General features: G+C 68.0%; 26 protein-coding genes. 13 read left to right on the forward strand and 13 right to left on the reverse strand.

All coding sequences use genetic code 11. The annotated features are described in order from the left end of the window. Nucleotides 1-2 precede the first annotated feature (2 nt). Both lpdA and ACFOPH_RS06665 read left to right on the forward strand, forming a co-directional pair. Entirely contained in the window at nucleotides 3-1,400 is a 1,398-nt protein-coding gene (gene lpdA, locus ACFOPH_RS06660) for a dihydrolipoyl dehydrogenase (RefSeq protein WP_312552776.1), read from the forward strand. Between the two features lie 240 nt (nucleotides 1,401-1,640). Further along, nucleotides 1,641-2,156: an outer membrane beta-barrel protein gene (locus tag ACFOPH_RS06665; RefSeq protein ID WP_312552777.1), complete on the forward strand. Its 516-nt coding sequence runs from the start codon at nucleotides 1,641-1,643 to the stop codon at nucleotides 2,154-2,156. 80 nt (nucleotides 2,157-2,236) lie between these two features. On the opposite strand, the gene ACFOPH_RS06670 is transcribed toward ACFOPH_RS06665, so the two are convergent. Then, entirely contained in the window at nucleotides 2,237-3,211 is a 975-nt protein-coding gene (locus tag ACFOPH_RS06670) for an IS1595 family transposase (RefSeq protein WP_379734312.1), read from the reverse strand. Nucleotides 3,212-3,421: 210 nt separating this feature from the next. Here ACFOPH_RS06670 and ACFOPH_RS06675 point away from each other — a divergent pair, with 210 nt between their 5' ends. The 4 genes from ACFOPH_RS06675 to ACFOPH_RS06690 all read left to right on the forward strand — a co-directional run bounded on the left by ACFOPH_RS06675 (nucleotide 3,422) and on the right by ACFOPH_RS06690 (nucleotide 9,428). Continuing rightward, nucleotides 3,422-3,913 carry a porin family protein gene (locus ACFOPH_RS06675; RefSeq protein WP_379734314.1) on the forward strand — a complete coding sequence of 164 codons (492 nt, stop codon included), beginning with the start codon at nucleotides 3,422-3,424 and terminating at the stop codon, nucleotides 3,911-3,913. 186 nt (nucleotides 3,914-4,099) lie between these two features. Beyond that, nucleotides 4,100-4,669, forward strand: coding sequence for a glutathione-regulated potassium-efflux system oxidoreductase KefF (kefF, locus tag ACFOPH_RS06680; RefSeq protein ID WP_379734316.1), 570 nt, complete (start codon nucleotides 4,100-4,102; stop codon nucleotides 4,667-4,669). Next, nucleotides 4,659-6,473: a glutathione-regulated potassium-efflux system protein KefC gene (gene kefC, locus ACFOPH_RS06685; RefSeq protein ID WP_312552258.1), complete on the forward strand. Its 1,815-nt coding sequence runs from the start codon at nucleotides 4,659-4,661 to the stop codon at nucleotides 6,471-6,473. The genes kefF and kefC overlap by 11 nt, the downstream gene beginning before the upstream one ends. Nucleotides 6,474-6,578: 105 nt before the next feature. After that, entirely contained in the window at nucleotides 6,579-9,428 is a 2,850-nt protein-coding gene (locus ACFOPH_RS06690; RefSeq protein WP_379734318.1) for a PAS domain-containing protein, read from the forward strand. Between the two features lie 137 nt (nucleotides 9,429-9,565). Here ACFOPH_RS06690 and ACFOPH_RS06695 read toward each other — a convergent pair whose 3' ends face one another. Next, nucleotides 9,566-10,216, reverse strand: a complete 651-nt coding sequence (locus ACFOPH_RS06695) for a TetR/AcrR family transcriptional regulator (RefSeq protein ID WP_312552255.1) — start codon at nucleotides 10,214-10,216, stop codon at nucleotides 9,566-9,568. Between the two features lie 134 nt (nucleotides 10,217-10,350). Here ACFOPH_RS06695 and ACFOPH_RS06700 point away from each other — a divergent pair, with 134 nt between their 5' ends. From ACFOPH_RS06700 to ACFOPH_RS06715, 4 genes are all read left to right on the forward strand, one after another. Then, the gene (locus ACFOPH_RS06700) at nucleotides 10,351-11,841 is read left to right on the forward strand and encodes a flavin-containing monooxygenase (protein ID WP_379734320.1); all 1,491 of its coding nucleotides are present in this window, start codon (nucleotides 10,351-10,353) and stop codon (nucleotides 11,839-11,841) included. Continuing rightward, nucleotides 11,838-12,647, forward strand: a complete 810-nt coding sequence (locus ACFOPH_RS06705) for an SDR family NAD(P)-dependent oxidoreductase (protein ID WP_379734322.1) — start codon at nucleotides 11,838-11,840, stop codon at nucleotides 12,645-12,647. The genes ACFOPH_RS06700 and ACFOPH_RS06705 overlap by 4 nt, the downstream gene beginning before the upstream one ends. Continuing rightward, a complete protein-coding gene (locus ACFOPH_RS06710; RefSeq protein WP_379734324.1) occupies nucleotides 12,644-13,615 on the forward strand; it encodes an alpha/beta fold hydrolase in 972 nt (323 codons plus the stop codon). Before ACFOPH_RS06705 ends, ACFOPH_RS06710 begins: the two co-directional genes overlap by 4 nt. Before the next feature lie 129 nt (nucleotides 13,616-13,744). Then, nucleotides 13,745-14,863, forward strand: a complete 1,119-nt coding sequence (locus ACFOPH_RS06715) for a metallophosphoesterase (RefSeq protein ID WP_379734326.1) — start codon at nucleotides 13,745-13,747, stop codon at nucleotides 14,861-14,863. Here the strand turns inward: ACFOPH_RS06715 and ACFOPH_RS06720 are convergent, their stop codons facing one another. The 3 genes from ACFOPH_RS06720 to ACFOPH_RS06730 form a co-directional block, all read right to left on the reverse strand. Continuing rightward, a complete protein-coding gene (locus tag ACFOPH_RS06720; RefSeq protein WP_379734328.1) occupies nucleotides 14,864-15,562 on the reverse strand; it encodes an aspartate/glutamate racemase family protein in 699 nt (232 codons plus the stop codon). A gap of 132 nt (nucleotides 15,563-15,694) precedes the next feature. After that, nucleotides 15,695-16,090 carry a hypothetical protein gene (locus tag ACFOPH_RS06725; RefSeq protein ID WP_379734330.1) on the reverse strand — a complete coding sequence of 132 codons (396 nt, stop codon included), beginning with the start codon at nucleotides 16,088-16,090 and terminating at the stop codon, nucleotides 15,695-15,697. Nucleotides 16,091-16,193: 103 nt separating this feature from the next. Continuing rightward, entirely contained in the window at nucleotides 16,194-17,591 is a 1,398-nt protein-coding gene (locus ACFOPH_RS06730) for a chloride channel protein (protein ID WP_312550378.1), read from the reverse strand. Between the two features lie 310 nt (nucleotides 17,592-17,901). Between ACFOPH_RS06730 and ACFOPH_RS06735 the strand changes: the two genes are divergently transcribed. Further along, nucleotides 17,902-19,302, forward strand: coding sequence for a TIGR00341 family protein (locus ACFOPH_RS06735; protein WP_312550379.1), 1,401 nt, complete (start codon nucleotides 17,902-17,904; stop codon nucleotides 19,300-19,302). Between the two features lie 35 nt (nucleotides 19,303-19,337). Here ACFOPH_RS06735 and ACFOPH_RS06740 read toward each other — a convergent pair whose 3' ends face one another. Next, nucleotides 19,338-19,835, reverse strand: coding sequence for a hypothetical protein (locus ACFOPH_RS06740; RefSeq protein WP_312550380.1), 498 nt, complete (start codon nucleotides 19,833-19,835; stop codon nucleotides 19,338-19,340). Nucleotides 19,836-20,021: 186 nt separating this feature from the next. Here ACFOPH_RS06740 and xth point away from each other — a divergent pair, with 186 nt between their 5' ends. Continuing rightward, nucleotides 20,022-20,810 (forward strand): exodeoxyribonuclease III, encoded by a 789-nt coding sequence (gene xth / locus ACFOPH_RS06745; RefSeq protein ID WP_312550381.1) that lies wholly within the window; start codon nucleotides 20,022-20,024, stop codon nucleotides 20,808-20,810. 224 nt (nucleotides 20,811-21,034) lie between these two features. Here xth and ACFOPH_RS06750 read toward each other — a convergent pair whose 3' ends face one another. From ACFOPH_RS06750 to ACFOPH_RS06765, 4 genes are read right to left on the reverse strand one after another with little or no spacing between them, the layout of a single operon-like run. After that, the gene (locus tag ACFOPH_RS06750; RefSeq protein ID WP_312550382.1) at nucleotides 21,035-21,763 is read right to left on the reverse strand and encodes an amino acid ABC transporter ATP-binding protein; all 729 of its coding nucleotides are present in this window, start codon (nucleotides 21,761-21,763) and stop codon (nucleotides 21,035-21,037) included. A gap of 25 nt (nucleotides 21,764-21,788) precedes the next feature. Beyond that, nucleotides 21,789-22,481 (reverse strand): amino acid ABC transporter permease, encoded by a 693-nt coding sequence (locus ACFOPH_RS06755; protein WP_312550383.1) that lies wholly within the window; start codon nucleotides 22,479-22,481, stop codon nucleotides 21,789-21,791. Between the two features lie 16 nt (nucleotides 22,482-22,497). Continuing rightward, nucleotides 22,498-23,193 carry an amino acid ABC transporter permease gene (locus ACFOPH_RS06760; RefSeq protein WP_312550384.1) on the reverse strand — a complete coding sequence of 232 codons (696 nt, stop codon included), beginning with the start codon at nucleotides 23,191-23,193 and terminating at the stop codon, nucleotides 22,498-22,500. A 10-nt stretch (nucleotides 23,194-23,203) separates the two neighbouring features. Further along, on the reverse strand, nucleotides 23,204-24,037 hold the full coding sequence (locus ACFOPH_RS06765; RefSeq protein WP_379734334.1) for an ABC transporter substrate-binding protein: 834 nt from the start codon (nucleotides 24,035-24,037) through the stop codon (nucleotides 23,204-23,206). Nucleotides 24,038-24,277: 240 nt separating this feature from the next. On the opposite strand from ACFOPH_RS06765, the gene ACFOPH_RS06770 reads away from it, so the two are divergent. Then, nucleotides 24,278-24,667, forward strand: a complete 390-nt coding sequence (locus ACFOPH_RS06770) for a cupin domain-containing protein (RefSeq protein ID WP_312550385.1) — start codon at nucleotides 24,278-24,280, stop codon at nucleotides 24,665-24,667. A gap of 97 nt (nucleotides 24,668-24,764) precedes the next feature. On the opposite strand, the gene ACFOPH_RS06775 is transcribed toward ACFOPH_RS06770, so the two are convergent. Genes ACFOPH_RS06775 through ACFOPH_RS06785 form a run of 3 tightly spaced genes read right to left on the reverse strand, consistent with a single transcriptional unit; the run spans nucleotide 24,765 to nucleotide 26,897 of the window. Further along, complete coding sequence (locus ACFOPH_RS06775) at nucleotides 24,765-26,024, reverse strand: RNA polymerase sigma factor (protein ID WP_379734336.1); 1,260 nt, start codon at nucleotides 26,022-26,024, stop codon at nucleotides 24,765-24,767. Next, the gene (locus ACFOPH_RS06780) at nucleotides 26,024-26,434 is read right to left on the reverse strand and encodes a VOC family protein (protein WP_312550386.1); all 411 of its coding nucleotides are present in this window, start codon (nucleotides 26,432-26,434) and stop codon (nucleotides 26,024-26,026) included. Before ACFOPH_RS06780 ends, ACFOPH_RS06775 begins: the two co-directional genes overlap by 1 nt. 40 nt (nucleotides 26,435-26,474) lie before the next feature. Continuing rightward, nucleotides 26,475-26,897 carry a YciI family protein gene (locus tag ACFOPH_RS06785; RefSeq protein WP_312550387.1) on the reverse strand — a complete coding sequence of 141 codons (423 nt, stop codon included), beginning with the start codon at nucleotides 26,895-26,897 and terminating at the stop codon, nucleotides 26,475-26,477. Nucleotides 26,898-26,914: the final 17 nt, after the last annotated feature.

A 26,914-nucleotide genomic window follows, 5' to 3' on the forward strand; every position in this document is an offset into this window, starting at 1 on the left:
CGATGAACCAAGTCAGTACCACCCTGCTCGTCATCGGCGGCGGCCCCGGCGGCTACGTGGCCGCGATCCGCGCCGGCCAGCTCGGCATCAAGACCGTGCTGGTCGAAGCGGCCACGCCCGGCGGCACCTGCCTGAACATCGGCTGCATCCCCTCGAAAGCCCTGATCCACGCGGCCGAGGAATTCGACAAGGCGAAGCACTACGCCGACGGCTCGGCGCTGGGCATCATGGCGGGCGCCCCGGCGATCGACGTCGGCCGCACGGTCCAGTGGAAGGACGGCATCGTCAAGCGCCTGACCAGCGGCGTCGGCGCCCTGCTCAAGAAGAACGACGTCCAGGTCATCAATGGCTTCGCCCGCATCCTCGACGGCAAGACGGTCGAGGTGAAGGGAGGCGACGGCGAACTGCTGCGCGTGCGCTGCGAACACCTGCTGCTGGCCAGCGGCTCGGAGCCAAGCGAGCTGCCGTTCATGCCGTTCGGCGGCATGGTGGTCTCCTCGACCGAGGCGCTGTCGCCGGCCGACGTGCCGCGGCGCCTGGTCGTGGTCGGCGCCGGCTACATCGGCCTGGAGCTGGGCACGGCCTACCGCAAGCTGGGCGCCGAGGTCACGGTGGTCGAGGCAGCGGAGCGCATCCTGCCGGCCTATGACGCCGAGCTGACCAAGCCGGTGGGCGCGGCGCTCAAGCGCCTCGGCGTCGAATTGCGCCTGGGTTCGAGCGTGCTCGGCCTAAACGCGGACGGCGACGGCGTACGCGTCAAGGATGCGAACGGCCAGGAAACCGTGCTGGCGGCCGACCGCGTGCTGGTGGCCGTGGGCCGCCGTCCGCGCAGTGCCGGCTTCGGGCTGGAAAGCCTGCAGCTCGACATGAACGGGCGCGCCGTGAAGATCGACGACCAATGCCGCACCTCGATGCGCAACGTCTGGGCGATCGGCGACCTGACCGGCGAGCCGATGCTGGCGCACCGCGCCATGGCCCAGGGCGAGATGGTGGCCGAGATCATCTCGGGCAAGCGCCGTCATTTCACGCCGAACGCGATCGCCGCCGTCTGCTACACCGATCCGGAAGTGGTCGTGGTCGGCCTGTCGCCGCTTGATGCCGAAAAGGCCGGGCTGGACGTCATCAGCGCCAACTTCCCGTTCGCGGCGAATGGGCGGGCGATGACGATCGAGTCGACGGACGGTTTCGTCCGCGTCGTGGCGCGGCGCGACAATCACCTGATCCTGGGTTGGCAGGCGGTCGGGCGCGGCGTGTCGGAACTGTCCACCGCGTTCGGGCAATCGATCGAACTGGGCGCCACCCTGGAAGACATCGCCGGCACCATCCATGCCCACCCGACGCTGGGCGAAGCGGTGCAGGAAGCGGCGCTGCGCGCGCTGGGCCACGCGTTGCATATCTGACCGTAGCGGCATCGCTTCGCGGTGCATTCCGGAAAACGGGGAAGCCATCTCCCCGTTTTCCCCTTCCCTCGCTGTTCCGCACAGCGTTCTTCTGCGGTTTTACCCTCCCGATCCGCTAGCGAAGCCTGAAACCGATATGTGAACTGCCGCCTATCGGTTTGCAACAATTACATGCCCATGAGATAATTTTTCAAGACAGCAATATGCATGTCACCCGTTATCAATGGAAGAAAGTTTGTAATGTTCAAGAAAATCGCAGTTGCAGCAGCCTTGGCGATCGCTTCGTCGGCAGCGTTTGCCCAGCAAGCCAGCCAGTTCTACGTCGGCGCCGATGTCGCCTCGACCAAGGTCGACGGTTTCGAGCGCGACGAAGGCGCAGGCCTCTTCGTCGGCTACAAGTTCAACCAGAACATCGCCGTGGAAGCCGGCTGGCACCAACTGGCCGACATGAACGAACGTGGCTTCGGCGGCAACGTCAACGTCAAGTTCGAACAGACCGACATCTCGCTGATCGGCACCCTGCCGCTGAGCAGCGGCTTCAGCGTCTATGGCCGCCTGGGCTACAACGAAGTGAAGGCCAAGCTGCGCGGCAGCATCGACGGCGTGCGCGCATCGGAATCGGGCACCGAAGACAAGGTCGTCTACGGCGCCGGCCTGTCCTACGCCTTCGCCCCGGCGATCGAAGGCCGCCTGGAAGTGCAAAAGCCGCACAGCGACATCACCAAGATCGCCGCCGGCGTCGCTTACCACTTCTAAGCGCGCTGCCGGCATTGCCGGATTGACGTAAAGGACGCAAGGCCTGGGACGATGTCCCGGGCCTTTTTTCGTTGGCGCTGTCACCGTTCGCTGTGGATAAGCCCGATGGCAAGGCGGAACAACTGATCGGCAGAAGTGACCTTGCCGCCATCGAGCATCCGGCGCCATCCCAGGTAGTTCGGCAGGTAGCGCGATGCGACCCCATGGAAGGGCGCCAGCCATGCGCGCAGGCGCTGGTGATAGGCGTTGACGTTCTGTATGTGGATGGCGCCCTTCGGGCCTGGCCGGACACGCTCGCCGGCGGCCACATTGATGGCCTGGTGCGCAATACCGTGGGCACGGGCGAGAGCACGATAGGCGGCGTTCGCGTCCGTCACGAGCAAGACATCTTTGTCCAGGAAAGGCAGCAGGTGGCGCTCGAGCTGGAGCTTGCTGACGGGGCCGCGGCCGGTAACGGCATCGATGGTCTGCCTGTTGCGGTCACGCGCCACGAGAATGCAGTCGAGTTCGCGTGAAATGCCGCGCCTGCTGGCCGCGCCACCCCGCTTGCGCGCCGGCCGATCGAGCGTGCGCGAACCTTTCTGGGATTCCAGGATGAACATTTCGTCGGCCTCGGCGATACCGTTCAGTCGGGCTGGCCGGTCCGCCTTTAACCGGTCCAGGAAGCGGTGACGCCAGCGGAAAGCGGTGTTACGGTGTACCTTGACGCCGTCGGCCGCCGCCCGCACGGGGCGCGATGCCCGCAGCGCATCGAGATAATCTAGCCATTTTCCACGCAGCCGCAAACCTGCCAATGGCGTGCCGGTCAAATCATTGAAAGTACGCCGGCACGCGCGGCAGCGGTAGCGCTGCAGGTCGTTGGCATGGCCATGCCGGTGCCACCGTTCGCACCGGCAATGGGGGCAGCAGCGTCCGGCCGACCTGACTTGTGCGATCAGCGCGAGCACCTGGTGCAGCCCGGCAGCCGGTCGCAAGGCGTCGAGAACGCGCAGCCGCTGGGGCCCGTTCAGTGCGGGCAAGGCCGCAAACCACTTCGTGAAGCGAGGCGCTTTCATGCTCGACCCGTATCGATGGCGATGCGGGTTGGACCGTGAATGAGCTCGACAGTTCACTGCTCATCCATAGCTAACGGTGACAGCGCCTTTCGTTTCCGAACACCCGATTTGCTGCACGACAGCAAGAAAAGGACGTTCGTGCGATAATTCGGCCCCGGCCGAAACATGGCGTTTCGGCCCTTTCGTATCATCGCAAGAAAAGGCAACAACATGTTCAAGAAAATCGCAATCGCAACCGCCCTGGTCGCCGCATCGTCGGCCGTCTTCGCCGCCGAGCCAACCCCGTTCTACGCTGGTGTCGACGTCGCGTCGACCAAGGTCTCGGGCTTCGACGACAAGCTGGGCGGCGGCGTCTTCGTCGGCTACAAAGTGAACCAGAGCGTCGCCATCGAAGGCGGCTACCACCGCCTGGTCGACAGCACTGTCGACGGCGCCGACGTCATCATGGACCAGTTCGACGTGTCGGTCCTGGGCACCGTGCCGCTGACCAACGGCTTCAGCATGTACGGCCGCCTCGGCTTCAACCGCGTCGAAGGCGAAGCCAAGTTCAACGGCTTCAAGCAGAAGGACCACACCACCAACGCCCTGTACGGCCTCGGCATGGGCTACGCCTTCTCGCCGGTCGTCAACGCCCGCCTGGAAGTGCAAAAGCCTGACAGCGACATCACCAAGATCGTCGCCGGCGTCGCTTACTCGTTCTAAGCACCCCTTGGTGACCGGCCCTCGGCCGGTCTGACCGATCGAACCGGACTGCCCGCGCAGTCCGGTTTTTTTTCACCTGCCGGCGTGCGCGGCCATGCGAGACAAGCGGAAAGAGCAAAACAAACGGCGACCCACGCGCCGCCCGACGTGCCTGTACAATTGTGCAATACAACACGTCTGGCTCGCATGTCCCATCCACGCATCCTGGTGCTGTACGCCCACCCGGCGCCGCACCGCTCCCGCATCAACCGCCGGCTGGCCGACGCTGCCCGCTCGCTCGACGGCGTGCTGCTGCACGACCTCTACGAAACCTATCCCGATTTCTTCATCGACGTCGCCCGCGAACAGGCCCTGGCCGCGCAGGCCGAGCTGCTCGTCTTCCTGCACCCCTTGCGCTGGTACAGCATGCCGGCCCTGCTCAAGGAATGGGTCGACTCGGTCCTGGCACCCGGCTGGGCCTACGGTCCGGACGCGACTGCCCTGAAGGGCAAGGGCTACCTGCTGGCGGCAACCACCGGCAGCCCGCTGGCAAGCTACCGCGAAGGCGAGCCCAACGGCCGCCCGTTCGCCGACTTCCTGCCGCCCTTCGAGCAGACCGCCGCGCGCTGCGGCATGCAGTGGATGGCGCCGCACATCCTGCATGGCGCGAACAGCGCCTCCGATGCGCAAGTCGAGGCCCACGTCGCCGCTTTCCGTGCGCGTCTCGCGCAGTTCCTGCAATCACCCGCCAACGAAACGACGCGCCATGGATCATAGCCTCCTGACCAACGCCCTGATCTACCTGGCCGCCGCCGTCGTCGCGGTGCCGCTTGCCAAGCGCCTGGGACTGGGCGCCGTGCTCGGCTACCTGCTGGCGGGGATGGCGATCGGGCCCTGGGGCTTTGGCCTCATCCGCGAGGTCGAGGACATCCTGCATTTCTCCGAATTCGGCGTGGTCCTGCTGCTGTTCCTGATCGGCCTGGAACTCGAGCCCGAGCGCCTGTGGTCGCTGCGGCGCCAGATCTTCGGCTGGGGCACGGCCCAGGTGCTGCTGGTTGCCGGCGCCCTGTTCGGCGCCGCCCTGCTGGCCGGGATCGACTGGCGCGTCGCGCTGATCGCGGCGCTCGGCCTGTCGCTCTCGTCGACCGCGATCGCCCTGTCCACCCTGGGCGAGCGCAACCTGATGGCGACCCCGGCCGGCCAGGCCGGCTTCGCCCTGCTGCTGTTCCAGGACATCGCCGCGATCCCGATGATCGCCCTGGTGCCGGTGCTGGGCGTCGCCGTCGGCGACGTGGCCGGCGGCGCGCATGCGGGCGGCTGGCAGAACGCGGCGCGCCTGGCGGCGGTCATCGCCGGCGTCGTGGTCGGCGGACGTTACCTGGTGCGGCCGGCGCTGCGCGTCATCGCCAAGTCCGGCATGCGCGAGATCTTCACCGCCTTTGCCCTGCTGCTGGTGATCGCCATCTCGCTGCTGATGCAATGGGTCGGCATGTCGATGGCGCTCGGCGCCTTCATGGCCGGCGTGCTGCTGGCCGATTCCGAATACCGCCACGCGCTCGAGACCGACCTCGAACCCTTCAAGGGCCTGCTGCTCGGCCTGTTCTTCATCGCGGTCGGGATGTCGGTCGACTTCGGCGTCTTCCTGTCGAAACCCTGGCTGATCCTGGGCCTGGTGCTGGGCTTCCTGGCGATCAAGCTGGCGGTGCTGTTCGCGCTCTCGTTCTGGTTCCGGATCGCGCGCGGCCAGCGCTGGCTGTTCGCCTTCCTGCTCTCGCAGGGCGGCGAGTTTGCCTTCGTCGTGTTCGGCGCGGCCGCGACCGCGCGCGTGTTCGCCCCCGAAACCGGCTCGATCCTGGTGGCGGTGGTCGCGCTGTCGATGGTCACCACGCCGCTGCTGCTGGTCCTGTACGATAAGCTGCTGGAACCGCGCTACCGCGGCCAGAACCGGCGCGAACCGGACGCCATCGACGCCAACGAAGGCCACGTGATCATCGCCGGCTTCGGCCGCTTCGGCCAGATCATCGGGCGCCTGCTGATCGCCAACCGCGTCAAGCTGACCGTGCTCGACCACGACCCCGACCAGATCGAGCTGCTGCGCCGCTTCGGCTTGAAAGTGTTCTACGGCGACGCCACCCGGGTCGACCTGCTGCACGCGGCCGGCGCAGCCAAAGCGCGCGCCCTGGTGCTGGCGATCGACGACATCGACGACAGCCTGGCGCTGGCCGACGCGGTGCGCGCGGATTTTCCCGACCTGCCGATCCTGGCGCGGGCGCGCAACGTCACCCACTACTACCAGCTGATGGACCGCGGCGTCACCGTGATCGAGCGCGAGACCTTCGAATCGGCGCTGCAGCTCGGGCGGCGCGTCCTGTGCCAGCTCGGCTACGGCGCCTACCGCGCGCGCCAGGCGACGTTGAAATTCCGCGAGCACAACAAGGCCAGCGTGGACGCCGTCTACCCCTACTACAAGGACCGCGAGCAGTACGTTTCGATGGCCAAGCGTGCCCGCGACGAACTGAACGAGATGTTCGCGCGCGACCTGAAGAACTACGACAGCGAGACCGACAAGGGCTGGGACTGAGGGCTGGGCTGTCTCCAGGACTTCCGCCGCGCGGATTGGCTGGCAGCGCGTGGGCATCGCTTGCCGCGCCTGTGTACAATGCAAGTTTTATCACACAAGGCAGCCGTGGACAGCAGCACCAACCCGCATGCGTTCCTCGACCAGGGTGGCGCGATGGGCGAGCGCATCGGCCGCCGCGACTGGTCGGGCCATCCGCTCGGCCCGGTTTCCGGTTGGGCTCCTTCGCTGCGCACCGGGCTCGGCATCGTGCTCGGCTCGGCCTTCCCGACCTTTCTCGCCTGGGGCGAGGAGCAGATCATGCTCTTCAACGATGCCTACGTGCCGATGCTCGGGCGGAAAGCCGAGGCTGCGCTGGGCGAGCCGTATGCCGCGGTCTGGCCCGAGGCCTGGCCCGCGCTCGCGCCCTACGTCAGCCGCGTGCTGCGAGGAGAATCGTTCTTCTTCGAGGACTACGCGGTCACGCTCGAGCGCCACGGCTACCCCGAGCAGGCCTGGTTCACCTTTTCCTTCAGCCCGCTGCGCGACGAAACCGGCCTGATACGGGGCCTGATCTGCACTGTGGTCGAGATGACCGACAAGATGGCGGCCGTCGCGCGCCACAAGGAAGCCGAGGATCGGCTGGCGCTCTCGCTCGAAGCCTCGGGCAACATCGGCACCTGGAGCTATGACCTCGCCAGCGGCGCCACCTACGTCGACGAGCGCTTCGGGCGGCTGTTCCAGGTCGATGCCGCACTGGCGCGCGAGGGCGCCGAACTGGCGCGCTTCACCGACATGATCCATCCCGACGACCGTCCCAGGGTGCTGGCGGCGATCGAGCACGCGATCCGCACCGAGACCCTGTACGACATCGAGTACCGGATTCCCCAACGCTCCGGCCACGAAGCCTGGGTCAACGCGCGCGGCAAGGTGTTCGTCGACCCGGCCGGCGGCGGACGCCGCTTCGCCGGCATCGCGGTCGACATCAGCGAGCGCAAGGCCCAGGCCCAGGCGCTGCGCGCGAGCGAACAGCTGGCCACGGCCGCTTCGCTGCGCGCCGAGCACGACCGGCGCCGCCTCGACGCCCTGCTGGCGGCGGCGCCGGTCGGCATCTTCTACCTCGACCCCGACGGGCGCCTCCTGATCGGCAATGCGGCCAACGCGGCGATCTGGGGCGATTATCCCCAGCCCGGCTCGGTCGACGAGTACGTCGACTGGAAGGGCTGGCACACCGACGGCCCCAGGGCCGGCGTGCCGCTGGCGCCCCGGGACTGGCCGGTGGCGCGCGTGCTGGCCGGGCGCGACAGCGACGCCGGGGTGTTCGAGATCGAGCCCTTCGGCCAGCCCGGGATACGGCGCACGGTGCTGGTGCGCGCGGCGGCGATGCGCAATGCGCGCGGCGAGCTGACCGGCGCGGTGGCGGCGCACATGGACATCAGCGCCCAGGTGGCGGCGGAAAAGGCGTTGAAGGACAGCGAACGGCGCTTCCGCGCGATCGCCAACGTGATCCCGCCGATGGTCTGGTCGAGCAACCTCGAGAACGGCGTCTACTTCTTCAACGAGCGCTGGAGCGACTTCACCGGCATCCCGGCCGCGCAGCTGCAGGACGACGGCTGGCATGCCGCGGTCCACCCGGACGACCTGGCGCCCCTGCTCGCGCACTGGGAGCGCAGCCGCGCCGCCGGCATCCACTTCGAATTCGAACACCGCCTGCGCCACCATGCGGACGGCTACCGCTGGGTGCTCAGCCGCGCCCTGCCCTTCGCCGCCGAGGACGGCAGGATCACCGACTGGATGGGCACCCTGACCGATATCCACGGCCAGAAGACGGGCGAGGCCGAACTGCGCGCGGCCGCGCGGCGCAAGGACGAGTTCCTGGCGATGCTGGCGCACGAGCTGCGCAATCCCCTGGCGCCGATCAGCAACGCGGCGCAACTGCTGGCGATGCCGGGCCTGGACCAGCGCCGCCTGCGTTACTCCAGCGAGATCATCGGGCGCCAGGTGCGCCACATGACCGAACTGGTCGACGACCTGCTCGACGTCTCGCGCGTCACGCGCGGGCTGGTCCAGCTCGACCGTACCCTGGTCGACATCGGCGCCGCCGTGGCCGGCGCGGTCGAACAGGCGCGCCCGCTGATCGAGGCACGCGGCCACGTCTTCGAGCTGCAGGTCGAGGGCGGCGCCTGGGTCGACGGCGACCGCACGCGCCTGGTCCAGGTGTTCGCCAACCTGCTGAACAACGCTGCCAAGTACACGCCCCAGGGCGGACGCATCAGGCTGTCGGTACAGCGCGCACCGGGCAGCGTGTCCGTGGCGGTGCGCGACTCCGGCATCGGCATCGCGCCCGACATGCTGCCCCATATATTCGACCTGTTCACCCAGGCCGAGCGCACCCCGGACCGCTCGCAGGGCGGCCTGGGGCTGGGCCTGGCGCTGGTCAAGAGCCTGGTGCAGCTGCATGGCGGCAGCGTGGAGGCGCGTAGCGCAGGTCTCGGCCAGGGCAGCACCTTCAGCGTGACCCTGCGGCTGGCCGAGGCCGGCCACGAAGGTGCAGGGGGAGCGGACGGCACGGGAGCCGCGGCCGCCGCGCTTCCCACGCCGCAGGCCGGCCGGGCGCGCATCCTGATCGTCGACGACAACCTGGACGCCGCCAATTCGCTGGCCGAGGTGCTGCGCGCCTTCGGCCATCTGGTGACGACCGCCGCCTCCTCGCGCGACGCCCTGGACATGACGGGCAGCGACTGGCCCCAGGTCTTCATCCTCGACATCGGCCTGCCCGATATCGACGGCTATGCCCTGGTGCGGCGCCTGCGCGCGCTGCAGGGCACGCGCCCGGCGCTCTACCTGGCGCTGACCGGCTACGGCCAGGCGCACGACCGCGTACTCTCGCGCAGCGCGGGTTTCGACCACCATTTCGTCAAGCCGGTCGACCTGCGCGCGCTGGTTTCCGTCATCGACGGCATCGGCGCCGCGCCCTGAGGCAACACCGATCTATTCTGACGGATGGATTGGCCGTGGAAGAAAGCGGCCGGCAAGGCGCAAACCGCAGCCATACCGCGTGGCATGGCGAGGATTTGCAACGTAGCAGGGCGTTTTTATCCAGGCCAGGACCGCCGTCATGAATCAATCAGTGCTTCCCTGGAGAGCGCCCGGCGCGCCGGCGCGGCCAGCACCATTCCCAGGCGCAGCGCGGTCTCGGTGACGGTCTCCAGCGGCGGCTGGTAGCCCTGGTCGATCCAGCGCAGCGCGATGTGCATGACGCCGCCGACGATCCCTGCATGCAGCAGTTCGTCGGCCAGGGCGCCGGGCGCGGCGACCTGGCGCGCCACCTCGGCGCCGATCGCGCGCAGCGCCGCGTCGAAGGCCTTGTCCACCGCGCGGTTGACGCCGCGAATCTCGACCAGGAACACGCGCGCCGAGAGCGGGTCGCGCTGCAGGGCGCCGAAATAGGCTGCCAGCATGGCGCGCGCCCTGGCCTTGCGCGAGCGGCCGGCGGCCCGGGCGGCCGCCACGAGTTCGCCGAACACCGCATAGGTCACGGCATTGAACGAGGTGACCAGCAGGTCCTCGCTGTTCTCGAACGACTCGTAGAAATAGCGCTCGGTGAGGCCGGCGGCTTCGCACACGGCCTTCACGGTGGCCTGGCGGTAGCCGCGTTCGCCGTAGACCGCGATCGCGGCCTCGATCAGCCTGGTGCGCCGCTGCGCGCGGCGTTCGTCGGGAGACACGCCGCGGTAAGCGCGCGCCGGAGTGGATGCTTGCGTCATCCCGCTATTCTGACATACCGGAGAGCCGCCCCGGCAGCTTCCCGCCTGTCACCTTCCGCTTGTTACCGTCCCGCTTGTCACGACAATGTTGACAATGTAGAGTGTCAGTTTATTAGAACGATAAACGAGACACCATGCACAACCCTCCCGAGACGGACGGCGTGCCGCACATGCTGGATGTGCTGATCGTCGGCGCCGGCCTGTCCGGCATCGGCGCCGCCGCCATGCTGCAGGCGCGCTGCCCGGACAAGCGCTACGCCATCCTCGAAGCGCGCGACGCCATCGGCGGCACCTGGGACCTGTTCCGCTACCCCGGCATCCGCTCCGACTCCGACATGTACACGCTGGGCTATGCCTTCAAGCCCTGGCTGGCGTCGAAGGCCATCGCCGACGGCGCGCAGATCCGCGAGTACATCCGCGAGACCGCGCGCAGCCACGGCATCGAGCGCCACATCCGCTTCGGCCACAAGGTGGTGCGCGCCGAGTGGTCGAGCGTCGAGGCCTGCTGGACCGTGCATGCGGAGCACAAGGACAGCGGTGAAACGCGTACCCTGCGCACCCGCTTCCTGTACATGTGCAGCGGCTACTACAGCTACGATCACGCCTACCGCCCCCGCTTCGAGGGCGAGGACGCCTACCGCGGGCGCATCGTCCAGCCCCAGTTCTGGCCCCAGGACCTGGACTACGCCGGCAAGCGGGTGGTCGTGATCGGCAGCGGCGCCACCGCCGTGACCCTGGTGCCGGCCATGGCGAAGCAGGCCGCCCACGTCACCATGCTGCAGCGCTCGCCCACCTACGTGGTCGCACGCCCGTCCGAATACAAGTTCGCGCACCGCCTGCAGAAGCTGTTGCCGGCGAAGGCTGCCTACTGGGCCACGCGCTGGCGCGTGATCGCCGAATCGATGGTGCTGTACCGGCTGGCGCGCGCCAAGCCCGACCTGGTCAAGAGCAGGATCGTGCAGATGGCCTCCCACCAGCTCGGGCCCTCGTTCGACGTCGCCGCCCATTTCACTCCCGGCTACAAGCCCTGGGACCAGCGCGTCTGCGTGGTCCCCGACGGCGACCTGTTCCGCGCCATCCGCAAGGGCCGGGCCGACGTCGTCACCGATCACATCGAACGCTTCACCGACACCGGCATCCTGCTGAAGTCGGGCCACGCGCTGGAAGCCGACGTGGTCGTGATGGCCACCGGCCTGTCGCTGTCGGTACTGGGCGGCGCCGCGATCGTGGTCGACGGCCGGCCTTTCGATCCGAGCCAGGCGATGTCGTACAAGGGCATGATGCTGTCCGATATGCCGAACAGCATCATGACCTTCGGCTACACCAACGCTTCGTGGACGCTGAAGGCCGATCTCACCGCCGCCTACGCCTGCCGCCTGCTGCGCCACATGGAGCGGAGCAGCCAGGAGATCGCCGTGGTGCGGCGCGAACCGGACGTGCAGCCCGAGCCCTTCCTCAGCTTCACCTCGGGCTATGTGCAGCGCGCCGCCGCGATCCTGCCGAAACAGGGCTCGCGCCGGCCCTGGCAGGTCTACCAGAACTATTTGCAGGACATGATGACGATCCGCTTCGGGCGCATCGCCGACGGCGTCATCCGCTTCGGACCGAAAGGAGCCATGCCGTGAATTTGTCGAATCGCGTCGCCGTCATCACCGGCGCCGGCAGCGGCATCGGCCGCGCCACCGCCTTTGCCTTCGCGCGCCGCCGCTGCCACCTGGCCCTGGCCGACATCGATCACGCCAGCCTGAAGGAAACCGCCTGGCTGCTCGACAAGCAGGGCGTGCGCATCACCACCCACGTGCTCGACGTCGCCGACCGCGAAGCCGTGCGCGCCCTGCCGGACGAGGTGCAGGCCGCCCACGGGCGGGTCGACGTCCTGGTCAACAACGCGGGAGTCGCGCTCGGCGGCAGCTTCGAACAGGTGTCCGAGGACGATTTCGACTGGCTGATGGAGATCAACTTCCACGGCGTGGTCCGCATGACGCGCGCCTTCCTGCCGCACCTGCGCCGCAGCGACGAAGCCCGCATCGTGAACGTGTCCAGCATCTACGGCATCGTCGCGCCGCCGGGCCAGGCCGCCTACTCGGCCAGCAAGTTCGCGGTGCGCGGCTTCTCCAACGCGCTGCGCCACGAACTCGAAGGCAGCAGCGTCGGCGTCAGCGTGGTCCATCCCGGCGGCGTGGCGACCGCGATCGCGCACAAGGCCCGGGTGCCGCTCGACGCGCCGCCCGACGAAATCGAACGCGGGCGACAAATCGCCGAGAAGCTGCTGCGCCTGGCGCCCGAGACCGCCGGCGAGATCATCGCGCGCGGCATCGAACGCGGCGACGCGCGCATCCTGGTCGGCAGCGACGCCAAGGCCGTCTCCATCCTCGAACGCATCGCGCCGGTCAGCTACTGGCGCTACCTGAAGAAAGCGACTTCCCGATGAACGCATTCCTTTTCGTCCTGGCCATGCTGGCCGTGCTGCTGCTTGGCCTGGCCTGGTTCACCCACCGCACCGCGCGCCGCATCGAACAATTCCTGCCCGCGAAGGGCCGGTTCGTCGACGTGCCCGGCGGCCGCCTGCACGTGCGCCTGCACGACAGCGCCGGCCCGGCGGCGCCCGCCGTGCTGCTGGTGCACGGCCTGGGCGGCCAGATGGGCCACTTCGACTACGGGCTGGCCGAGCGCCTGGCGCGCAGCTACCGCGTGGCCGTGGTCGACCGCCCGGGCGCCGGCCACTCGCTGCGCGACGCGCTGCACGCGGCCGACATCTGCACCCAGGCCGCGGCCCTGGCCGTGCTGATCCGCAAGCTCGAGCTCGGCCGCCCGACCGTGGTCGGCCACTCGCTGGGCGGCGCGATCGCGCTCGCCCTGGCGCTCGACCACCCCGACGAGGTCGGCGCCCTGGCCCTGGTGGCACCGCTGACCCACACCCAGGAAACCGCACCCGCGGTGTTCAAGGCCCTGACCATCGAGACGCGCTGGGTGCGCAAGCTGTTCGCCTGGACCCTGGCGACGCCGGGCGCGATCGCCGGCAGCAAGAAGGTGCTGGAGCGCGTGTTCGCGCCGGAGCCGGTGCCGGCCGATTTCGCCGTCAAGGGCGGCGGCCTGCTCAGCCTGCGCCCGAAGCAGTTCCTGGAAGCCTCGAACGACCTGCAGGCACTCCCGGCCTGCATGCCGGCGGTCGAGGCGCGCTATGGCGAACTGCGCCTGCCGGTCGCCGTCCTCTACGGCCGCCAGGACGCCATCCTCGACTGGAAGCAGAACGGCCAGGGCCTGGTCGACCGGGTGGCGGGCGCACGGCTGGAACTGGTCGACGGCGGCCACATGCTGCCGGTCACCCAGCCGGAGGTCACGGCCGACTTCGTCGAGCGCGTCGCCGGCGAACACGCGCTCCAGGCCGCGACCGGTTAGGCGCGCTGGCGGTACCGGCGGCACGCGCGCCGCGGATGGGTTAAGATCGTCGATCTCCGGCGCGCAGGAGTCGAACGCGCGCGCCGCCGCCCACCCGTGAAGGCCGGACTTTGCCGGCAACGCTTGCGCATGTTTTCGATCATCCTGAACGTCATCGGTTCCCTCTTCCACTTCTACGTCGCCCACCGCCTGCACCGGGTCCCGCTGGTCAGGAAGAGCGTGCCGGCGCGCGCCTGGTGGATCGGCGCCGTCGCGCTCTGGCTGTTCTACCTGTGGGGCGTGCACCTGGGCGACGAGGCAATCGACTGGCGCTGGTATCCCGGCCAGTTCGCCATGACCTGGCTCGGCATCCTGTTCCTGATGACCCTGTGCCTGCTGGCGGCCGATCTGCTCACCGGCTTCGGTTTCTGGTGGCGCGCGCGGGCGCCGCGCTTCCTGGCCGTGGGCGCCGTCGCGGGCGCGCTGGTGAGCGGCTTCGCCATCTTCCAGGCGGTGCGCGCGCCGGCGGTCAGCGAATACGAGGTGGCGCTGAAGAACCTGCCGGCCAACCTGGACGGCATGGTGCTGGTCGCCGTCACCGACCTGCATCTGGGCGCCCAGCGCAGGTCGGGCTGGATGGCCGGACGGGTCGGCCAGATCAATGCTCTGAAACCGGACGCGGTGCTGATGGTCGGCGACCAGGTCGAGAACGAACCGCTGGGCGAGCCGGAGCTGGCGGACGTGCTGCGCGGCCTGCAGGCGCCGCGCGGCGTCTGGGCCGTGACCGGCAACCACGAGTTCTACGGCGACGCCGACACGACCATCGCCGAATTCGCCGCCGGCGGCGTGCGCTGGCTGCGCAACGAACAGGTCGAACTGGCGCCCGGCCTGGTGCTGGCCGGGATCGACGACATCGGCCGCGACATGCGCGGCGGCAGCGACTATCTGGGCGGCCTGGAGACGGTCGCGCCTGGCGCGAACACCGCGAACGCCGCGGCCACCATCCTCCTGTGTCACATTCCGGCCACCCGCATCGTCGAGGGCGCGGCCGCACGCGGCGTCGGCCTGATGCTGTCCGGGCATACCCACGGCGGCCAGATCTGGCCCTTCAATTTCCTGGTCGAGCGGCGCTTCCCGCGCTACATGGGCGAATACCGGGTCGGCGACATGGCACTGGTGGTCAGCCGCGGCGCCGGCGGCTGGGGCCCGCGCATGCGCCTGTGGCAGCCGGGCGAGATCGTCAAGCTGACGCTGCGCGCGGCGCGCTGATTATTGGCCGTCCCCGATCGCGCGGGCCAAGGCCGCGCGCGCCAGCAGGCGGGTCGAATCGAGGGTCGGCAGGCGCGAGTTCTCGTGGCTGATGAAGAGCGGGATCTCGGTGCAGCCGAGGACCACGGCGTCGCAGCCTTCCGCCGCCAGGGTCTGGATCACGGCCTGGAAGCGCGGCACCGTTTCGGCATTCACCACGCCGGCGACCAGCTCGTCCATGATGAGGCGGTTGATGTCTTCGCGCTGGTCAGGCGTCGGGCGCACGCTCTCGATGCCGAGCGCGGAGAGTTTCGCGGGATAGACTTCGCTCTCGACCAGCCAGCGCGTGCCGAGCAGGCCGAGCTTGCGGTAGCCGCGCGCCAGCGCCTGCTCGCCGACCGCGTCGACGATGTGCAGCCAGGGCAGCGGAGAGCGCGCCTCGATCAGGGGCAGCGCCTGGTGGATGGTGTTGTCGGGGCAGACCAGGAAATCGGCGCCGCCGCGGGCCAGCTTCTCGGCCGAGGACAGCATCAACGCCCCGACGCCTTCCCAGTCGCCGCGTTCGATGCGCTCGACGTAATCGGCCAGCGAATGCGTGTGCATGCCAACTTCGGGGTGCGCATGCGGACCGAGCCGCTTTGCGCCTTCGAGACAGATGGTGCGATAGCACAGGGCGGCGCCTTCGGCCGAACAGCCGACGATGCCGATGTGTTGGATCATGGTGGCGGGTCTCCTCGCTGGTTTCCGACATCGTGTCGAACACGTGCTGGCCGCGGGCGCTCACGCCCGCCGCCTGTGTCGACGAAGAAGCTGCAAACAAGCTGCGAACAGCCTGCGGTCCCTGCATCCGCCTCAGCGGCTCTGCTGGTCTCCGCGCGCCGCGTTGCCCTGGTCACGCCCGCTCTCGTTGCCGCCCGCGCCCTCCTGCTCACCCGACTGCCGGTTGCCGGCGCCGTTGCCGGTGCGGTTGCGGATCCCTTCCATGCCGGTCTGCAGCTCGCCTTTCCCATGCGGGTTCTGGAAGCCCTCGGCGCCGCCGCCGCCATCCGAATCCGAGGCCAGCAGGTCGTCGGTACGGACGTCCTGCTGCTGGCCGCCGCCTTCGGCCTGGCCGGACATGCTGCCGCTATCGCCAATGTTGTCGCCGGTCGCGCCGGCGCCCATGCTGCCGGCGCTGGTGGTGCCATTCTTGGTGATCTGGTCCCAGGAACGGCCTTGTACGTCCTTCTTGTCGGTTGACGTAGACATGATGATCTCCGGTGTCGTTGCAGTTCCGTCCATCATAGCCACGCGGACAGGCCTTGCAATAGGCACACGGCCGTCCGTCCTGTAGGACTCGCCGCACGCCTCATCAGCGCGGCGCCTGCTCAAGGGGCGGCGCTGGGATCCGTTCCAGCTGCAGCCGGGCCAGGGTCGGGTAGAGCGGCGGGCTGATCAGGCGCGAGACGAAGCTGGCGACCAGGGCGCAGCTCATCAGGCTGAGCACCATGGCGTGGCCATTGACCATTTCCATCACGATGATGAAAGCGGTCAGCGGCGCCTGGGTGGCGGCCGCCAGGAAACCAACCATGCCCAGCGCGATCAGGGCCGGCACCTGGGTATGGAACACCAGCAGCGCGACGTCGTTGCCGAGCGCGGCGCCGATCGCCAGCGAGGGCGCGAAGATCCCGGCCGGCACTCCGGACCAGGTCGACAGCCAGGTGGCCAGGAATTTGAAGGGCGCGTAGGCGACGTGCATCACCCCGCTGCCCTCGACCATGGCGCGGGTCGATTCGTAGCCGGAGCCGAAGGTGGCGCCGCCGGTGACCAGGCCGATCGCGGCGACCAGCAACCCGCAGACGCCCGCGAACACGATGGGCCGCCGCGTGCGCAGGCGGCTCAACGGGTCCTGGCCCTGCCCGCGCAGCGAGGCGATCAGGAGGCGCGAGAACAGGCCGCCGGCAACGCCCGCCAGCAGGGTCAGCACCAGGCCGGGCAGCAGCAGCGCCAGATCCAGGTGTGCGACCCGGATCACGCCGAAGTAGGTGGCGTTGCCGTAGATCGAGACCGCGACCAGGCCGGCAAGCACGATCGCGGTAATGATCAGGCCGCTGTTGCGCTGCTCGGGCGCGCGCGCCAGCTCCTCGATGGCGAACATGACGCCGGCCAGCGGCGTGTTGAAGGCGGCGGCGATGCCGGCCGCGCCGCCCGCCACCAGCAGGCCGTGGACGTGGATGCGGCGCTGGTCCTTCACCAGGCGCCGCGCCTGCAGCATCACGCCGGCGGCGATCTGCACCGAAGGTCCTTCGCGCCCCAGCGACAGGCCGCCGAGCAGGCCGCCCGCGGTCAGCAGGATCTTCGCGAAGCTCAAGCGCAGGGAAACGAACAGGCTGCGCGCGGCCGGCCGTTCGCCGACCTCGAGCGCCGCCATCACCTGAGGAATGCCGGAACCGGCGGCGCCCGGCGCGAAGCGCCGCGTGCACCAGACCACGGCGCAGGCCACCAGCGGCGTCCACAGCAGCGGACTCCACCACCAGCGGGCGTGCAGCTGCGCGAACAGGTCGTAAGTGTATTCGGCCAGCGCGGTGAAGCCGACGATCACCAGGCCCGAGATCACCGCCAGTGCGACCATCACGGCCCGGGCCCACCACAGTTGCCAGTCGGAGAACTCGCTGCGCATCGCATGGCGCCAATCATGCCCGCGCGCGCTCTTGCGTGGGACCGGTTCGCCGTTTTCCGGTGGCTGGTTGCCCGGATCTGTGCTGCTCATCGACTGCTTTCGACTACGTGAGGAAGGTGGGAGGCGGGCCGCACGGGCCCATCCGCAAGACTAACCCGCGCTTCATGAATTAGCAATTCCATTTGTGCAAATGTACGTAATAAAGTTGTCGTCACGCGTGCCAAGAGGAACGTCACGCTTACACTATGGCAACAAACCCAAATAGATTTGTACAAACAAGAGACTTTGGGCAACAATCCGAGCTTTGAATCAGCGCGCGCCAGGACGGTTCGCGCACGCAAGGAGCACCCATGACCGGCGCTGTACGAACTTTTCCGCTCACCGCGGCACGGAACCAGGCATGAGCCTGACCGAACCGGGCCTGAAACCCGAGCCTTCCACCCTGGCGCCCCACGTCGAGCCGCCGAAGGTCCAGCACCGCTTCAGCCTGCTGCACGACAAGGCCGACGACGACGTCATCGACACCAGCATCCGCGCCGGGGTCGAACTGAGCGGCGCCACGCCGTGGATCCTGATGTTCGCGATCCTGGTGGCGTCGATCGGCCTGAACACGAACTCGACGGCGGTGATCATCGGGGCGATGCTGATCTCGCCGCTGATGGGCCCGATCGTCGGCATCGGCTACGGCATCGGTATCTTCGACTTCCCGCTGATCCGGCGCTCGCTGCTGAACCTCGGCATCGCGGCCGGCATCAGCCTGGCGACCTCGACCCTGTACTTCCTGCTGACGCCGCTGCAGGAAGCCCAGTCCGAACTGCTGGCGCGCACCACGCCCACCCTGTGGGACGTGCTGATCGCCCTGGCCGGCGGCCTGGCCGGCATCATCGGCATCACCCGCCGCGAAAAGTCGAACGTGATCCCGGGCGTGGCGATCGCCACCGCCCTGATGCCGCCGCTGTGCACCGCCGGCTACGGCCTGGCCAACGGCGACTGGACCATGTTCGGCGGCGCCTTCTACCTGTTCTCGATCAACTGCGTCTTCATCGCGGCCTCGACCGTGATCGTGATCGAGTACCTGCGCCTGCCGCACCGCAAGTTCGTCGACCCGCGCGTCGAGCGCCGCGTCAAGCGCACCCTGATCGCGGTGGTGACCCTGACCGCCCTGCCCAGCATCTACCTGGCGATCCAGCTGGTCGACAACGAAGTCTTCGACAGCCGCGCCCGCCAGTTCGTGCGACAGGAATTCCATGGCGCCCAGACCCACGTGGTCGACACCAACCTGTCCGCGCTGGAGCGCAAGATCGAGCTGACCCTGGTCGGCGCGCGCATGCCGGCCGAAGCCATCGCCACGATCGAGAAACGGCTGGCCGGCGCCGGCCTGGCGGGGGCGCAGCTGGTGGTGCACCAGGCCGAAGACAGCCGGGTCGACGTGACCAGCCTGAAGGCGGATATCCTGGCCGAGATCTTCCGCGACACCCAGAACGGGCTGCGCGAACGCGACGCCACCATCGCCGAGCTGCGCGAACAGCTGGCGCGGCGCGCTGCCTGGGACAAGACCGCGACCGACATTGCCGCCGAGCTGACCGCCCAGTATCCGGACTGTACCGACGTGCTGGTGGGGAACGTGGTGGTCACCGCCGCCGAGGACGGCAGCGCGCAGCAGGTGCCGATCCTCAGCGCCCGCTGCAAGCGCGCGCTCAAGCCCGAGGAACTGCAGCGCGCCCAGGAATGGCTGAAGGCGCGCACCAAGTCGCCTGGCGCGCGCCTGATGCTGGTGACGCCGACGCGGGGACGGCGCTAGCATGCCGCCGCGCCGCTACGCCGCTACGCCGCCTGTTACTTCTGGAGGTAGAGCACGCGGCCGGACAGCTTGATGTTGCCGGCGCCGGTCGCCATGTCTTCGCCGCCGCTCAAGACGCCGCCGCCGGTGATCTTGGCGTACTTGCCGGTGCCGCCGGTGACCTGGAAGGTCGCGCCGGAGAACACGTAGTTGGTGCCTTCGCCGGTCGGCACGAACTGGCCGCTGTAGTTGGCGAAGATCTGGTCGCCCGAAGTCGTCATGACGATGAACTTGCCGTTGCTGAAATTAAACAGCGGGCCGATCGGGGTGATGCAGTCGGTCGCGATGAAGACCACCTTGCCCATCAGTGCGCTCTCGCCGTGGCCGCTGATGGTGCCGCCGAATTTCGACAGGCAGCGATTCGCAGGACCGACAGCCTCGACCAGCACGCCCTCGATTTCCAGGGGTTTGGTGACCCAGCCGCCTGCCGACGCCTGGGCCGTCGCGGCCAGCAGCAGGGAAGCGGTGAGGGCGCGCAGGGTGTTTTTGTACATGAGCATCTCCGATGGGTGGTGTGTAAAATCGAATAATATCTTTTTTGTAATTTTTCGGTCGCACGCTCAGCAGGAACGTGCGCGCCCTGCCCGCTTCACCCGCGCCGCATGAACGCGGCGACTGCCGTGCGCCGGCCGGGGACGCCCTGCGTTACAACTACGTCAACCCATCACATCGGAGAAACCATGCGTGTCGCCACTTTCAACGTCAACGGCATCGGCGCCCGCCTCGGCGCCCTGCTCCAGTGGCTGGAAGAAACCAAACCGGACGTCGCCTGCCTGCAGGAACTGAAGGCGCCCCAGGAACGCTTCCCGCTGGCGGAAATCAATGCCGCCGGCTATGGTGCGATCTGGCAGGGACAGAAGAGCTGGAACGGCGTCGCGATCCTGGCGCGCGGCACGGACCCGGTCGAGGTCACGCGCGGACTGCCGGGCGACCCCAGCGACGAGCAGAGCCGTTACCTGGAGGCAGTGGTGAACGATATCGTGATCTGCGGCCTGTATCTGCCGAACGGCAACCCGGCGCCGGGGCCGAAGTTCGATTACAAGCTGGCCTGGTTCGAGCGCCTGATCGCGCGCGCCCAGCAGTTGATCGACACCGGCGCGCCGGTCGTGATCGCCGGCGACTACAACGTCATGCCGACCGAGCTCGACGTCTACAAGCCCGAACGCTGGGTCGACGACGCGCTGTTCCGGCCGGAAACCCGGGCGGCCTTCCAGCGCCTGGTCAACCAGGGCTGGCTGGACGCATTGCGCGCCATCCACCCGGACGAGGTGATCTACACCTTCTACGATTACTTCCGCAATGCCTACGGCCGCAACGCCGGGCTGCGCATCGACCATCTGCTGCTCAGCCCGACCCTGGCGCCGGCCCTGCGCGCCGCGGGCACCGACCACGCCGTGCGCGGGCGCGAGAAGCCGAGCGACCACGTGCCGACCTGGGTCGAGCTGGATTTGTCGGCGTTGAAGGCGTAATTCGAACCCTGGACTGCGACCGTAGGGTGGGCACCCCGTGCCCACGCGGAAGCCAGCACGTGGTTGGCGCGATTTAAGGCGCGGCGCAAGACTGTCGAAACGGTCCCACTGATCATTTGGAAGCGCTGGCGATGGTCCGGCGTCCGGGTCGCAAGTCCGCCAACACCGTGCTTCGTTTCGCGTGGCCACGGGGTGCCCACCCTACGAAAAACGCCGTGTATCAATCAGCGCTTGCTGCGGTCCGCCAGGAACTGCTGTGCGCGCGGATGCGTCGGGTTGGTAAAGAATGCTTCCGGCGTCCCCTGCTCCAGGATCCGCCCCTCGCTCATGAACCAGACGCGGTCCGCTACGTCGCGCGCGAAGCCCATCTCGTGGGTCACGCAGACCATGGTCATGCCCTGCCCTGCGAGCTTGCGCATCACCTGCAGCACCTCGCCCACCATTTCCGGGTCGAGCGCGCTGGTCGGCTCGTCGAACAGCATGATCGGCGGGCGCATCGCCAGCGCGCGGGCGATCGCCACGCGCTGCTGCTGGCCGCCCGAGAGCTGGTGCGGGTAGGCGTCGGCCTTGTGCGCCAGCCCGACCTGCTCGAGCAGGTCGAGCGCATAGGCCTTGGCTTCCGCCTTGGTAGCGCGCTTCAGGTTGACCGGCGCCAGCATGCAGTTCTCCAGAGCCGTCAGGTGCGGGAACAGGTTGAAGTGCTGGAACACGAAGCCGATCCCGGCGCGCAGGGCGTTGACGTCGAGGCCGCGCGCATGGATGTCGCGCCCGTCGATGGCGATGCGGCCGCCGTCGATTTCCTCGAGCCGGTTCAGGGTGCGGATCAGGGTCGACTTGCCCGAGCCCGAAGGGCCGCAGACGACCACGACCTCGTTCTTCGCGACGGTTTCGGTCACGTCGACCAGGGCGTGGTAGTCGCCGTACCACTTGTTGACTTGATCGAGAACGATCATCGTTCGAACTTTCTTGACGAGATTTTCACGAAACGGCACCCGAGCCACGGCCGAGACGCCGCTCGAGCAGGAAGGCCAGCCGCGACAGGCCGAAGCACAGGACGAAATAGGTCAGCGCGAGGACGATATAGACCTCGACCGCCTTGGTGAAGACCAGGGTGTTGACCTGGGTGGCGATGAAGGAGACCTCCGACAGGCCGATGATGTAGCCGAGCGAGGTCGCCTTGATGGTCGCCACCAATTGGTTGACCAGCGAGGGCAGCACGTGGCGCAGCGCCTGCGGCAGCGCCACCAGCCGCAGCGACTGGATGTAGCTCAGGCCTAGCGAGCGAGCGCTTTCCATCTGCCCTTTGGGCAGCGCCTTGAGGCCGGCGGCGACGATCTCGGCCAGGTAGACCGCGTCGAACAGCACCAGCGTCATCAGCATGGTGGTGGCCTGGCCGGTCTTCACGCCAGTCACCGCCGGCAGGAAGAAGTAGGCCCAGAACACCACCAGCAGCAGCGGCACCGCGCGCACTACCTGCACCAGCACGGCGGTCGGCCAGCGCAGCGCGCGCCAGGGGCTCACGCGCGCGATGCCGAGCAGCAGGCCGAGCGGCATCGCCAGCAGCAGCGCGGCGCCGGACAGCAGCACGGTCAGGGCCAGGCCGCCGAGCGGCCCGTTCGGGTATTGGCCGACAAGGAAGTACAGCCAGTAATCCTGGATCAGTTCGATCATTCTCCGCTCTCCCCTTTCACGCGGTACGCACCGGGAAGCGGCGCTGGTAGAGCTGGGCGGCCAGGGAGATCAGCAGCGACACCGTCAGGTAGGCCAGCGTGGCAAACGTGAAGGCCTCGACGCTGCGGAAGGTCGCGGTTTCCACGCGCGCCGCCTGGTACATGATCTCGGCCGCGCCGATCACGGTGGCCACGCTGGTGTCCTTCCACAGGTTGACCGTCTGCGACAGCAGCGGCGGCACGGCGATGCGGATCGCCTGCGGCATCAGCACCAGGCGCACGGCGGCGAGGCGCCCCAGGCCGAGCGAACGCGCGGCCTCGAGCTGGGATGCGGGGACGGCGCGGATGCCGCTGCGGATGTCCTCGGCCATGTGCACGCCGCTGTAGAGACTTAAGGCGATCACGGCGCAGATGGCTTCCGGATTGCTGTCGTAGAGCGCCATCTTCAGCGATTCGGGCAGCAGCTCGGGAAAGGCGAAGTACCAGAACAGCAGGTGCGCCAGCAGCGGCACGTTGCGGATGCCCTCGACGATGGTGGCGCCGATGCCCTGCAGCACGCGGTTCGGCGAACTGCGCATCAGGGCGACCAGCGCGCCGAACGGCAGCGCCAGCACGAAGCTGGCGGCCGTCAGTTGCAGGGAAAGGATGAGGCCCTGCACCAGCCAGTCATGGTACTGGCCGGACTGCAGGATGCCGGGATCGAAAAATTGCAACGCGAACCGCTCAGATCTTGTCGGTATGGATGGTGAAGGCGCGCTTGGCGATGTTCGGGCGGGTGCCCGGGCCGTACCACTTGTTGAACAGCTGATTGGCCGCGCCGCTGCTTTCCAGCTCGCGCAGGGTGGCGTCGACCACGCCCTTCAGGTTCTTCTCGCCCTTGCGCAGGCCGAGCGCGATCGACTCGACGCCGATGCTGGTCGGCAGGATGGTGAAATTCTTCGCCGCCGGGCCCAGCTTGCCGTAGTCGGCCAGCAGCGAGGACTCGTCGTTGACGTAGGCGATGCCCTTGCCCTGCTGCAGCGCCTGGAAGGCCTGCTGGGTGTTCTCGAAGGTGACGATGTTCGCCGTCGGCACCGCCGCGCGCAGGTTCGTTTCCTGGGTGCCGCCGCGCACCGTGACGACCTTCTTGCCGGCCAGTTGCGGCAGCGCGCTCACGCCGCTGGCGGCGCGCACCATGACTTTCGAGCCGGTGACGAAATGGGTCAGGGCGAAGTCGACCTGCGACTCGCGTTCCTTGTTGTGGGTCAGCGTGGCCGCCAGCACGTCGACGTGGCCCTGCTGCAGCTCGGGGATGCGGGCCGAGACCGACAGCTGCTTGAACACCGGCTTGACGCCGATCTTCCTGGCGACCGCCTTGGCGATGTCGATTTCATAACCGACCAGTTCGCGCGTCTTCGGATCGATGAAGCTGTTCGGCTCGTCGGTGCCGAGCACGCCGAAGACGATCTCGCCCTTCTTCCTGATATCGGCCAGCTGGTCGGCATGGGCGCTCGCGGCGAACGACAGTTGCGCGGTCAGCGCGATGGCGCAGGCGATGAATGTACGGCGGGTTTTCAAGGATTTCTCCAACGGCTGAATGGTCGAACCATGGAGTATATGACATGTGCATGCGAGCAAGAACAATCAATTTTCCATATAGACATGCGAGAGTGGTATAAGCGAAACAGCACCCCGGAGCGGCACGTCCAACCGAAAAGGCGGCTGGCGGCGGCGTTGCCGACGCTTTCGCGTCCATGCTATACAATCAAGTCGGCGCGGCGCCCACGGAAGCGCCGCCAACTTATTTTTGGAGAAATCATGTCGGGCTATAGCATCAACATCGAAGAAAAAACGCTCGCGGGCAATAACTTCCGCGAAGTCCTGTACACCACCCAACGCAGCCAGCTGGTCATCATGACCCTGCAGCCGGGCGAAGAGATCGGCCTGGAGCACCATACCGGCCACGACCAGTTCATCCGCGTCGAAGCCGGCACGGGCGTCGCCATCCTGGATGGCGAAGAGCATGCGCTGGAAGACGGCGTCGCCGTCGTGATCCCGGCCGGCACCGAGCACAACGTCATCAATACCTCGCAGAGCGAACCGATGCGCCTGTACACCCTGTACACCCCGCCCGAGCATCCGGACGGCATCGTGCACGCGACCAAGGCCGAAGCGGACGAGTACGAGAAGCAGCACCACGCTGAGTAAAACAACCTTGGGTGGGGTCGTTGGCGAGATCGTCGTATCCGGTACGCGAACCATAACGATCCCCGCGTGGGCGGCCGCGCAGCGGCCGCCGCCCACGCTAGGCCCTGGCCCGCGCTTCCAGCAGCGCGCGTTCCTGCGCATTCGCCGTCATCGCCGCCGCCCGCAAGAATTCGGCGCGGGCCTCTTCCCGCCGCCCCAGTTTTTCCAGCAGATCACCGCGCACGCTCGGCAGCCATTGGTAGCCGCGCAGCGCCTCGCTGCCCGCCAGCGCATCGACCAGCGCCAGGCCGGCCGCCGGCCCCTCGGCCATGCCGACCGCCACCGCCCGGTTCAGTTCGACCACGGGCGAAGGCATCACCCGCGCCAGTTCCGCGTACAGGGCGGCGATGCGCGCCCAATCCGTTTCCGCGGCCGTGCGCGCCCGCGCGTGGCAGGCGGCGATCGCGGCCTGCAGCTCATAGGGACCGGCATCCATGCCGAGCCGCTGCGCCCGCTCCAGGGCCGCCAGCCCGCGCCTGACCAGGATGCCGTCCCAGCGCGAACGGTCCTGGTCCAGCAGCAGCACTGGACGGCCGGCGGCATCGACCCGCGCCCCGGCGCGCGAGGCCTGCAGCTCCATCAGCGCGACGAGGCCATGGGCTTCGGGCTCGCGTGGCGCGAGCGCCGCCAGCATGCGGCCCAGGCGCAACGCTTCCTCGATCAGGGCCGGGCGCATCCAGTCCGCGCCCGCAGTCGCGGTATACCCCTCGTTGAAGACGAGGTAGACCACATCGAGCACCGAGCCGAGGCGCGCCGCCAACTCCCCGGCCGGCGGCAGCTCGAAGGGGATCCCGGCCTGCCCGAGGGTACGCTTGGCGCGCACGATGCGCTGGGCAATGGTCGGCTCGGGCGCCAGGAAAGCGCGCGCGATCTCGTGGGTGGAGAGGCCGCCGACCAGCTTCAGGGTCAGGGCCAGCCGCGCGTCCCGCGAAAGGATCGGGTGGCAGGCAATGAACATCAGGCGCAGCATGTCGTCGCCGACGTCGTTGCGGGCGTCGTCCAGGCTGTCGACGAAATCGGGCACGCTCGCTGCCTCCTGTGCTTCCAGGTCGAGCCCGATCTGGCGCAGCTTTTCCTGGAACAATTTATCTCGGCGCAGGCGATCGAGCGCGGCGTTCTTCGCCGTGCGCATCAGCCAGGCGCCGGGATTGTCGGGAATGCCGGATGCCGGCCAGGTTTCCAGCGCGGCGACCAGGGCGTCGCCGGCCAGTTCCTCGGCCAGGCCGACGTCGCGCACCAGGCGCGCGACGCCGGCCACGATCTTCGCCGACTCGATGCGCCAGACCGCACCGATCGCATCAACCGTACTGGAACGCATCAGGCCTGCGGCGGCACCGCGCTCGGGTCCATGTACATCAGCTCCCAGACGTGGCCGTCGAGATCCTCGAAGCCGTGGTAATACATGAAGCCGTAGTCCTTGCGCTCGTTCGGCGCCCGGCCGCCCGCGGCCAGGGCTTTGGCGACCAGGGCGTCGACTTCCTCGCGGCTGTCGCAGGACAGGCAGGTCAGCACCTCGGTGCTGGTCCTGGCGTCGGCCACCGGCTTCGTCGTGAAGGTCTGAAAATAACTTTCCTGCAGCAGCATCGCGTAGATGTGGTCGCTGATGACCATGCACAGCGCCTTGTCGTCGCTGAACTGGGAGTTGAAGGTGAAGCCGAGGCTGCCGAAGAAGGCGCGCGTCCGGTCGATGTCCCTGACCGGCAGGTTGACGAAGATCTGCTTGTGCATGTCTTTCCCTTTCTGGACCGTGATTGTCGAAAATGGGTCTTCAGGCTTGTGCCTGTGCGCCCGCCTCCAGCGCGCGGAAGCGCTCGAGCGCCTCGGTCTGGGCGAAGTCGTCGAGCTCGAACACCTGGCGCACCTCGATCTCGGCGTCCAGGCCTTCGCCGCGCGGGTTCGGGAAGCGGCGCGCCCATTCCAGGGCTTCCTCGCGCGAGCGCACCTGGATCATCGTGTAGCCGCCGATCATTTCCTTGGTTTCGGCGAACGGGCCGTCGACCACGCTACGTTCCTTGCCGCTGTAGCGGATACGCCAGCCGCGGCTGCTCGGGTGCAGGCCGTTGGCGTCGAGCAGCACGCCGGCGCGCGCCAGTTCCTGGTGGTAGTCGGCCATGGCGTTGAGCAATTCTTCTCCCGGCATGACGCCGGCTTCGGACTCGGGACTGGCCTTGACGATGATCATGAAGCGCATGTCGTTCTCCTGTGCGT

It is taken from the genome of Massilia haematophila, assembly GCF_042647645.1.
Taxonomy (GTDB): domain Bacteria; phylum Pseudomonadota; class Gammaproteobacteria; order Burkholderiales; family Burkholderiaceae_D; genus Telluria; species Telluria haematophila.

Excerpts from the sequence above, each read along its gene's own strand:
- lpdA (WP_312552776.1), top strand. The coding sequence starts at position 3 with ATGAACCAAGTCAGTACCACCCTGCTCGTCATCGGCGGCGGCCCCGGC.
- ACFOPH_RS06665 (WP_312552777.1), top strand. The coding sequence starts at position 1,641 with ATGTTCAAGAAAATCGCAGTTGCAGCAGCCTTGGCGATCGCTTCGTCG.
- ACFOPH_RS06670 (WP_379734312.1), bottom strand. The coding sequence starts at position 3,211 with ATGAAAGCGCCTCGCTTCACGAAGTGGTTTGCGGCCTTGCCCGCACTG.
- ACFOPH_RS06675 (WP_379734314.1), top strand. The coding sequence starts at position 3,422 with ATGTTCAAGAAAATCGCAATCGCAACCGCCCTGGTCGCCGCATCGTCG.
- kefF (WP_379734316.1), top strand. The coding sequence starts at position 4,100 with ATGTCCCATCCACGCATCCTGGTGCTGTACGCCCACCCGGCGCCGCAC.
- kefC (WP_312552258.1), top strand. The coding sequence starts at position 4,659 with ATGGATCATAGCCTCCTGACCAACGCCCTGATCTACCTGGCCGCCGCC.
- ACFOPH_RS06695 (WP_312552255.1), bottom strand. The coding sequence starts at position 10,216 with ATGACGCAAGCATCCACTCCGGCGCGCGCTTACCGCGGCGTGTCTCCC.
- ACFOPH_RS06700 (WP_379734320.1), top strand. The coding sequence starts at position 10,351 with ATGCACAACCCTCCCGAGACGGACGGCGTGCCGCACATGCTGGATGTG.
- ACFOPH_RS06710 (WP_379734324.1), top strand. The coding sequence starts at position 12,644 with ATGAACGCATTCCTTTTCGTCCTGGCCATGCTGGCCGTGCTGCTGCTT.
- ACFOPH_RS06715 (WP_379734326.1), top strand. The coding sequence starts at position 13,745 with ATGTTTTCGATCATCCTGAACGTCATCGGTTCCCTCTTCCACTTCTAC.
- ACFOPH_RS06720 (WP_379734328.1), bottom strand. The coding sequence starts at position 15,562 with ATGATCCAACACATCGGCATCGTCGGCTGTTCGGCCGAAGGCGCCGCC.
- ACFOPH_RS06725 (WP_379734330.1), bottom strand. The coding sequence starts at position 16,090 with ATGTCTACGTCAACCGACAAGAAGGACGTACAAGGCCGTTCCTGGGAC.
- ACFOPH_RS06730 (WP_312550378.1), bottom strand. The coding sequence starts at position 17,591 with ATGAGCAGCACAGATCCGGGCAACCAGCCACCGGAAAACGGCGAACCG.
- ACFOPH_RS06735 (WP_312550379.1), top strand. The coding sequence starts at position 17,902 with ATGAGCCTGACCGAACCGGGCCTGAAACCCGAGCCTTCCACCCTGGCG.
- ACFOPH_RS06740 (WP_312550380.1), bottom strand. The coding sequence starts at position 19,835 with ATGTACAAAAACACCCTGCGCGCCCTCACCGCTTCCCTGCTGCTGGCC.
- xth (WP_312550381.1), top strand. The coding sequence starts at position 20,022 with ATGCGTGTCGCCACTTTCAACGTCAACGGCATCGGCGCCCGCCTCGGC.
- ACFOPH_RS06750 (WP_312550382.1), bottom strand. The coding sequence starts at position 21,763 with ATGATCGTTCTCGATCAAGTCAACAAGTGGTACGGCGACTACCACGCC.
- ACFOPH_RS06755 (WP_312550383.1), bottom strand. The coding sequence starts at position 22,481 with ATGATCGAACTGATCCAGGATTACTGGCTGTACTTCCTTGTCGGCCAA.
- ACFOPH_RS06770 (WP_312550385.1), top strand. The coding sequence starts at position 24,278 with ATGTCGGGCTATAGCATCAACATCGAAGAAAAAACGCTCGCGGGCAAT.
- ACFOPH_RS06775 (WP_379734336.1), bottom strand. The coding sequence starts at position 26,024 with ATGCGTTCCAGTACGGTTGATGCGATCGGTGCGGTCTGGCGCATCGAG.
- ACFOPH_RS06780 (WP_312550386.1), bottom strand. The coding sequence starts at position 26,434 with ATGCACAAGCAGATCTTCGTCAACCTGCCGGTCAGGGACATCGACCGG.
- ACFOPH_RS06785 (WP_312550387.1), bottom strand. The coding sequence starts at position 26,897 with ATGCGCTTCATGATCATCGTCAAGGCCAGTCCCGAGTCCGAAGCCGGC.